Raw genomic sequence first — 7,473 nt, forward strand, 5'->3', positions numbered from 1 at the left:
CCGGGTCCCCCATCGTCAGGGCGAGGGGTGCTGGTGTCTTGTCGGTCATCTGTGATCCGGCGGGAGGGCCGCGGGCCACCGTGGCCCGTGGTTTTGCGCGATCAGCGCATGGTGATGTTGGCGCGGCTGCGCAGTTCGTCGATGTAACGCTTGCTGTTGGCGTCCTGCTCTTCGTTGCCGGTCTTGCCGAGATCCTCGGCCCGGAAGACCATCTCGGCCGCCACGTCGTCGTTCACCTCGCGCTTCTTGCAGATGCCGAGATATTCGACGCCCCGCTCGGTGACCAGCGTGCCCGTCGTCTGGCCCTCGGCCTTCATGACGAGCGGTTTCCAGTTGTCGGGCAGTTCCGGCTCCAGCACGCGGCCGAGTTCGCGGATCGATACGTCGTGCATCGTCGCGGCGAAGACCTTCGCCGCGTCGCAGCCCGGATATTTCGAGCGCGACGCTTCTGCTTCCGCCTTGCGCTTGCCGAGAATGGCGCCGCGGCGCTTCTCCGGGACGACGAAGATCACCTGCTGCAGGAAATATTCCGTCGTCACCGGCTTCTTGCCGTCGTTTTCCTGGACGCGCGAGATGAAGCTCTTCGCATTCGCCCGGCCGTAGCGTGCATTGACGACGCGCGGCCAGCTCATCTGGACGGCGATATAGGCCTTGAAATGTTCGACGCCGACGCCGGACCGTTCGAGGATCTGCGAAAGCTGCTGCGGCGACAGCTTGTTGCCGGAGGCGAAGCGCCCGAAGGCGGCGTCCACGTCGCTCGTGCTGACGGACATCTTGAGCCGAAGGATCTCCTCCCGCTTCAGCGCCTCGTCGATCAGCTGTTCCTTGGCGATGGACTGCACGTTGCCGCGCGTGTTCTGCAGGCGGAGAAAGGCGGCGCGTTTTGCAATGTCGCCGGAGGTCACGGCGCTGTTGTTGACCACCGCGACGATGCTGGCGGCCTCGGCCGGGGAACCGGAAAACCGAGCGGGCGCCGCCGCTGCCAGCATGGCGCCGAGGGCGACGGCGCCGATCCATGCGCTTCTGCTTTTCATGCCTTGTTCCTTCCCGTTGCGTATCGGGCCCGCCAGGCGGCGGGCGACACTTGCCCCATCCGCAGCGCCGGTTGCGCGCGGCCCCTTTTGCGCCCGTTTGCATAATACATGCGGCTAAAGAATGACAAGTCCGCGATTGTCCGGCCGCCGGCCTATTCGAAACCGTCGAGCGTCGTGTCGCCGACATTGATGTCGCCGAGCGTGCGGAAGCTCAGGCGGGCACCGATCGACCAGTCGTTCGCCACCGTCGAGGAGCGGTCGCGCGTTTCCTCGTAGACGATCGAGAAGACGGTATCGCGGTCGTCATAGGACAGACCCACGCCGTTGCGGGCGAGATGGCGGCTGTTGATATCGTAGGTGAGCGAGCCGAAGACGGACCAGTAGTCGCGGAACTTGAAGGCCGCCAGCGTCTGGATTTCGTCGTCGTCTTCCGGCGAGCCGTATTTCGGCTGCGCGGCGATGCGGGTGTAGGTCAGCATCGTTTCCAGCCGGTGGTTCTCGAAGCCGACGGTCGTGTCCGCGCGGCGAACCGACAGGTCCTTGCGATCGAGCCGCGTGCTGTAGGAGAAGGCGAGCCCGTTCGGCAGGCCGACGCCCGCCATGCCGACATAGTCGGACTGGTCGTCTTCCAGGCCGGAATTGGCGCCCGCGTTGACGAGGTCCGCCGTCGCGAAGGAATTCTTGCCCGCCAGGTGGAAGGACTGGCCGACGATCGAATGCAGCGACACGCCGTTGGTGAAGGTGCCGGTGTAGCGGAAGCCGACATTCGCCCGCGTGCCGCCCTCGATGCGGTCGTAGCCGGAGAACTTGTCCCGTTCGAAGAGCGAGGTGGCATCGAAGACGAAGCTCTGCGCGTCCTCGTTCGGCAGCCCGCCGGACAGGCGTTCGTTCGGCCGCGCATAGATCTGGGCGATCGGCTCGAAGAGATGTGAGCTGTAGTCGGTCGTGGCGACGATCGGATAGCGGGCCTCGAGCCCGGCCGTCAGCATGCCCCGGGTGGCGCTGTCGTCGTCGGTGTAGTTGCCGGCGTAACCGTTCGGCGGATTCATGTCGAGGCGGTTCGCGTCGCCGCGCGCGGCGAGCAGCGGGGTCAGCACCAGGCCGCCGGGCACCACGATCTGCCGCTTCCACTCGAGCTCGGTGGTCAGCCGCGTCGTGTTGCCTTCGAGACCCCGGAAGCGCTCCGAGTTGAAGACGCTGTACTTGTCGAGCTTGTCGCGGCTGACATTGGTCGCGTTGACCGTCGCGCTGAGCTGGCCGCCGAAGATCGATTGCGGCGCGATATATTCGTAGTCGAGCGTCTGGGCGACCGCCTGCTGGCGCTCCAGCAGGTCTGTCGGGTCGGCATCCTGGACGTCGAAGTAGAAGGCCCTGAGATCGAAGAAGTTGCGGCGCCCGAGGCCCGTCAGATAGGTCTGGTTCGCATGGATGCGGTCGTCCAGCCCGTCCAGATCATAGGTCCGCGCGAAGTTGTTGTCGGTCTCGGCCATGATGTCCCAGCCGAATGCCCAGCGCGGGTTGATCTTGAATTCGCCGGTCGAGGCGACCATGCCGCGGAAATCCTCCTCGCGGTCGCTGGTATCGGCCGTGAAGACGCTCCGCCGCATCTGGTCGATGCCGGCGGCGCGCAGCGTCACCTCGCCGTTGTGGAAGCGCTTGCGGAACTCGCCCTCCAGGAGGAAGCCCTGCCGGGTCAGCGCTGTCGGCGTCACGGTCGCGTCCATGTCGGGCGCGATCGCGAAATAATAGGGCGTGCCGATGCCGAGTCCGAGCTTCTGGCGGTAGCTGAACTCCGGGAAGAGGAAGCCCGTCTTGCGTTTCACCGTGTGGTCCGGCAGCTCCAGCACCGGGATATAGGCGACCGGCTTGCCGAACATCTCGAAGCGGGCGCGTTCGAGGCGCACCGTATGCGTGCGGCCGTTCTGGACGACGCGTTCGGCCTTGATCTGCCAGAGCGAACGGTGGGTCGGGTTGGTCGCGCAGGGCGTGCAGGCCGTGTAGACGGCATGGTTGAGGATCATCTCCTCGCCGTTGACGCGTTCGCCGCTCGTCGCCGCGATCTTGGTGAGATCGGTCGTCTCGATCCTCAGCGCGTTGGAGAAGCCGTTGGCGAAGTCGTCCGACAGCGTCAGCGTTTCGGCATAGACCCGGTTGCCGGTCGGCTCGATGAACTCGATCTGGCCGGTGGCAGTCAGTTGGCCCGTCTTCTGGTCGTATTCGACCTGCCGCGCCACGAGCTTGTAGCCGCCGTAGTCGATCTGCACCGCACCGCGGGCGATCACCTTGTCCGTGTCGTTGTTGTAGACGAGTTCGTTCGCCGCGAGCAGCAGCTTGGCGTCTTCCGGAATCTGCGGTGCGAGCGATTCGATGTCGGGCGTCTGGGCGCGGGCCGGCAGCATGCCGGCGGTCGCGACGGCGCACAGCGCCGTGCCTGCAAGCAGGGCGGTCGCGACCCATCCAATTCGTTCGCGGTTGCCTGCCGCCACTAGCCATCCTCCTGGTGCAGCAGGATTGTCGCACCGAGCGCCATTGCCACGATCACTGGTAACCAGGCCGCAACGAACGGAGGTACAACACCGCTGCTTCCAAATGCTCTGACGAGCACGGTCACGACATAAAGCATGAAGCCGGAAAGGATTCCACCCAGAATCACCGCACGTGATTGATTAAAGCGACTAAATTTCAACGAGACGCAGGCGGCGATCAGCGTCATGGCAACCAGAAGCAGCGGCAGCGAAAGCAGTGAATGGAACTGCGTTTCCATCGCGTCCGTCGGGAATCCGAAGGATTTTGCCACCTCGATCTTGCGGCCGAGATCGAAAAACGGGATGGATTCCGGTTTTTCCAGCCGCTCCTGGACGAATTCGCGTTTCAGGTTGGTCCCGAGCTGTACCGTCGGGAGACGGCGCGGCAACTCGCCGTTGCGGGTCTCCAGCACGTCGTTAAGCAGCCAGTAGCCATCGTGCAAGGTTGCTGATTCGGCGTCCTGCCGAAGCCCGATGCGGCCCTGCGCGTCGAAATGGATAACGGTGACGCCGATGAGCTGCGTGCCCTCGCCGGAGACGGCCTTCGCGCCGATGATGATGTCCTCGTTCTTGTAGATCTGCCGGAGCCACGGCACGGTCTTGGCGGAGGAGGCGCGGGAATTGGCGCTCCACTCCGCCTGGATGATCTCGGCCTGCTTGGCGCCCCAGGCGGCAAGCGGGTTGATGGCCGTGACGGCGAGGATACCGAAGAGGAACGAGCCGACCACGAAGGGGCGCAGGAACTGCCAGACCGAGATGCCGGTCGCGCGTGTCACCACCAGCTCGTAGCGCCGGTTGAGCGAGATCAGCGCCGTCATGCCGGCGAAAAGCGCCACAAAGGGCACGGTCTGCATCAGGATCATCGGAATGCGCAGCGCCGTCAGCAGCAGCCCGCCGGTCGCCGTGTAGTCCGCCAGCCCGCTCATGCGGTTGGAGGTCTCGCTGAAGTCGATGATGAAGATCAGGGCGAAGATGCCGACGAGGAACCACAGGACGGTCATCACGTAGCGGCGGAAGAAATAGAAGCCGAGGGTTGGGATCACGAACCGGCCCCCGTTCGCGTCGCCCCGGCGAACCGGTCGGTGATCGCGTCGCGCAGATCCTCGAAGCGCTGCGACACGCTGGTCGGCACCTCGAGCGTCTTGTTGCGGGCGAGGAAGCGGATGGCGAGCGCGCCGGTCGCCAGCGGGATCAGGTACAGGACCGGCACGAAGGCGGCCGACGATTCGGCGCTGTTGCCCGCATAGAACATCGCCCAGCGGATGATGAGCGCCGCGCCGAGCGCCGTTATCATCGGATGGATGCGCGCCTCGCGGTGCGAGCGGGCATCGCTGCTGACGACGAGCGCGATCAGCCCGAAGAGAAGCGGCAGCATCCATTCGGTGAAGCGGCGGTGCAGCTCGGCGCGGAAATCGCCCGGATTCTTCTTCACCTGCGGATCGGTCGGATCGGGATCGAGCAGGAAGGCGAGATCGCGATCCTTGGCGCGGATGTTGGCGGTCCCGACATTCTGCGTGAGGTCCGTGAGGTCGAAGGCATAGGAATCGAACTTGATCACCGAGACGTTGCCGCCGGGTACCTTGCGGTGCACCTCGCCGTCCTTCATGACGAGCGCCGAGGTCTTCTCGTCCACCGAGCCCTCGCGGGCATAGTAGACCAGCTCGAACTGCGGATCGCGGGTGTCGGCCACGAACAATCCCTCCAGCACGCCGCCGCTGCGGCGCTGGGCCACCTGAACGTAGAGCCCGTCCGTCACCTTGCGGAACGTGTTCTCCTGGATGACCGAGGAGAGCAGGTTCGCATGCGCCGTCGCGATCATCTGGCGCACGGCCATGCGGGACGGCGGCTCCATGAAGTTGTCGACGGCGAAGAAGGCGGCGCTGAGGCCGATGCCGAGCAGCACGACCGGCCGGATGATCGTCATGCGCGAGCTGCCGGCGGCGCTCAGCACCGTCAGCTCCGAATCGGCGTTCATCGTGCTCAGCGTCTGGGTGACGGCGATCACGAAGGCAAACGGCAGGATGATCGGGATGACGGAGGGGATGATGAAGGTCGCCAGTTGAAGGAAGGCGAGCGTCGACTGGCCGCTGTCGGTGACGAGATTGATGCTGCCGAGCGCCTGCGTCGTCCAGACGATGCCGATCAGCGGCAGCAGCGTCGCGACGAACATGAGGACGATGCGCCTCAGGATATAGCGTTCGATCAGCTTCATGACGATGCTCTTGCCGCTCCGGTACTCCAACGCGCCGGGCATCACCGCCCGTGCACCGCGCCGCAGGTCCTGCAGAGGCGCCGTTCGCATATAGTCCGATTTGGCCTCTCTGCCATAGGAACGGTTATCGGCCGCCGTAGATAATTTTCGGCGAACAAATATCCTTAACCATTTCTAAACAGGTGGCTGCATCTTGCCAAGAGCCGCAAAAGCGACAAGGAATCGCGATTATAGACCGATCCGCGTTCCCGTCTGCCTTGCGAGGCGCTCCGGAACAGTAGCATTCATGAAACCGGGGTACCCCATGCCGACGAAGATCGAGATTGCATTCACCAAGTCCGCCAAGCTGCCGGCCGGGGTCGCGCTGCTCCTCGCTGCGAAGGACGGAGCGCCGGCGGGCCTCTCTCTCCTCGACCCGGAAGGCGCCGTCGAGCGGGCGCGCGGCGTCGGCAAGTTCACCGGCAAGGCATTTTCGACGCTCGACATCCTTGCGCCGCACGGTGCCGCCGCCGAGCGCGTCCTGCTCCTCGGCATCGGCGACGCCGCCAAGCTCGACTCGCCTGACTGGCTGAAGGCCGGCGGCACGGCGGCCGGCAAGCTCAAGGGCGTGGACGCGGTGACGGTCTTCCTCGACGCGCCGGGCGTGGGCGTCACCGGCGAGGTCGCCGCCGATTTCGCGCTCGGCATGCTGCTCGGCGCCTATCGCTTCGACCTCTACAAGACGAAGAAGAAGGACGACGGCGAGGACGGCAACGGCAACGGCACGATCAAGGTGACGGTCGTCACCGAGGCCGCCGCCGCCGCCAGGAAGGCCTTCCAGACCGCCGAGGCCGTCGCCGGCGGCGTCGTGCTCGCCCGCGATCTCGTCAACGAGCCGGCGAACATCCTCGGCCCGGTCGAATTTGCCGCCAAGGCCAAAGCGCTCGAAAAGCTCGGCGTCGACGTCGAGATCCTGACCGAGAAGGAGATGCGCAAGCTCGGCATGGGCGCGCTGCTCGGCGTCGCCCAGGGCTCGGTGCGCCCGCCGCGGCTCGTCGTCATGCAGTGGAAGGGCGGCAAGGCGAAGGACCGGCCGCTCGCCTTCGTCGGCAAGGGCGTCGTCTTCGACACCGGCGGCATCTCGATCAAGCCCGCCGCCGGCATGGAGGACATGAAGGGCGACATGGGGGGCGCCGCCGCGGTCATCGGCCTGATGCACACGCTCGCCGCCCGCAAGGCGAAGGCCAATGTCGTCGGCATCCTCGGCCTCGTGGAAAACATGCCGGACGGCAATGCCCAGCGCCCCGGCGACATCGTCACCTCCATGTCCGGCCAGACGATCGAGGTGATCAACACCGACGCGGAAGGCCGCCTCGTGCTCTGCGACGCGCTCTGGTACTGCAACGAGACCTTCGAACCGCAGTTCATGGTAAACCTCGCGACGCTGACCGGCGCCATCATGGTGGCGCTCGGCAGCTACCATGCCGGCCTGTTCTCCAACGACGACACGCTGGCGAGCCGGCTGACCGCCTCCGGCCTGAAGACGAGCGAACGCGTCTGGCGCATGCCGCTCGGCCCGGAATACGACAAGATGATCGACAGCAAGTTCGCCGACATGAAGAACACCGGCGGCCGCAATGCCGGCTCGATCACCGCCGCGCAGTTCCTGAAGCGCTTCGTCAAGGAGACGCCCTGGGCCCATCTCGACGTCGCCGGCACCGCC

At 65.3% G+C, this 7,473-nt stretch carries 5 protein-coding genes; 1 reads left to right on the forward strand and 4 read right to left on the reverse strand.

What is annotated here, in order from left to right; all coding sequences use genetic code 11:
* Positions 1 to 101: 101 nt before the first annotated feature.
* The 4 genes from LXM94_RS19620 to lptF all read right to left on the reverse strand — a co-directional run bounded on the left by LXM94_RS19620 (position 102) and on the right by lptF (position 5,771).
* The gene (locus tag LXM94_RS19620) at positions 102 to 1,034 is read right to left on the reverse strand and encodes a SurA N-terminal domain-containing protein (protein ID WP_268965184.1); all 933 of its coding nucleotides are present in this window, start codon (positions 1,032 to 1,034) and stop codon (positions 102 to 104) included.
* A gap of 152 nt (positions 1,035 to 1,186) precedes the next feature.
* The gene (locus LXM94_RS19625) at positions 1,187 to 3,520 is read right to left on the reverse strand and encodes an LPS-assembly protein LptD (RefSeq protein WP_235773152.1); all 2,334 of its coding nucleotides are present in this window, start codon (positions 3,518 to 3,520) and stop codon (positions 1,187 to 1,189) included.
* Positions 3,520 to 4,602, reverse strand: coding sequence for an LPS export ABC transporter permease LptG (gene lptG, locus LXM94_RS19630; protein WP_329605631.1), 1,083 nt, complete (start codon positions 4,600 to 4,602; stop codon positions 3,520 to 3,522). The genes LXM94_RS19625 and lptG overlap by 1 nt, the downstream gene beginning before the upstream one ends.
* Positions 4,599 to 5,771 carry an LPS export ABC transporter permease LptF gene (lptF, locus tag LXM94_RS19635; RefSeq protein ID WP_235773153.1) on the reverse strand — a complete coding sequence of 391 codons (1,173 nt, stop codon included), beginning with the start codon at positions 5,769 to 5,771 and terminating at the stop codon, positions 4,599 to 4,601. The genes lptG and lptF overlap by 4 nt, the downstream gene beginning before the upstream one ends.
* Positions 5,772 to 6,075: 304 nt before the next feature.
* Between lptF and LXM94_RS19640 the strand changes: the two genes are divergently transcribed.
* The coding region (locus LXM94_RS19640) for a leucyl aminopeptidase (RefSeq protein ID WP_235773154.1) at positions 6,076 to 7,473 on the forward strand (1,398 nt) is incomplete at its 3' end.

Origin of the sequence: Rhizobium alarense (genome assembly GCF_021555155.1) — a bacterium.
Classification (GTDB): Bacteria; Pseudomonadota; Alphaproteobacteria; order Rhizobiales; family Rhizobiaceae; genus Rhizobium_D; species Rhizobium_D alarense.

Excerpts from the sequence above, each read along its gene's own strand:
- LXM94_RS19620 (WP_268965184.1), bottom strand. The coding sequence starts at position 1,034 with ATGAAAAGCAGAAGCGCATGGATCGGCGCCGTCGCCCTCGGCGCCATG.
- lptF (WP_235773153.1), bottom strand. The coding sequence starts at position 5,771 with ATGAAGCTGATCGAACGCTATATCCTGAGGCGCATCGTCCTCATGTTC.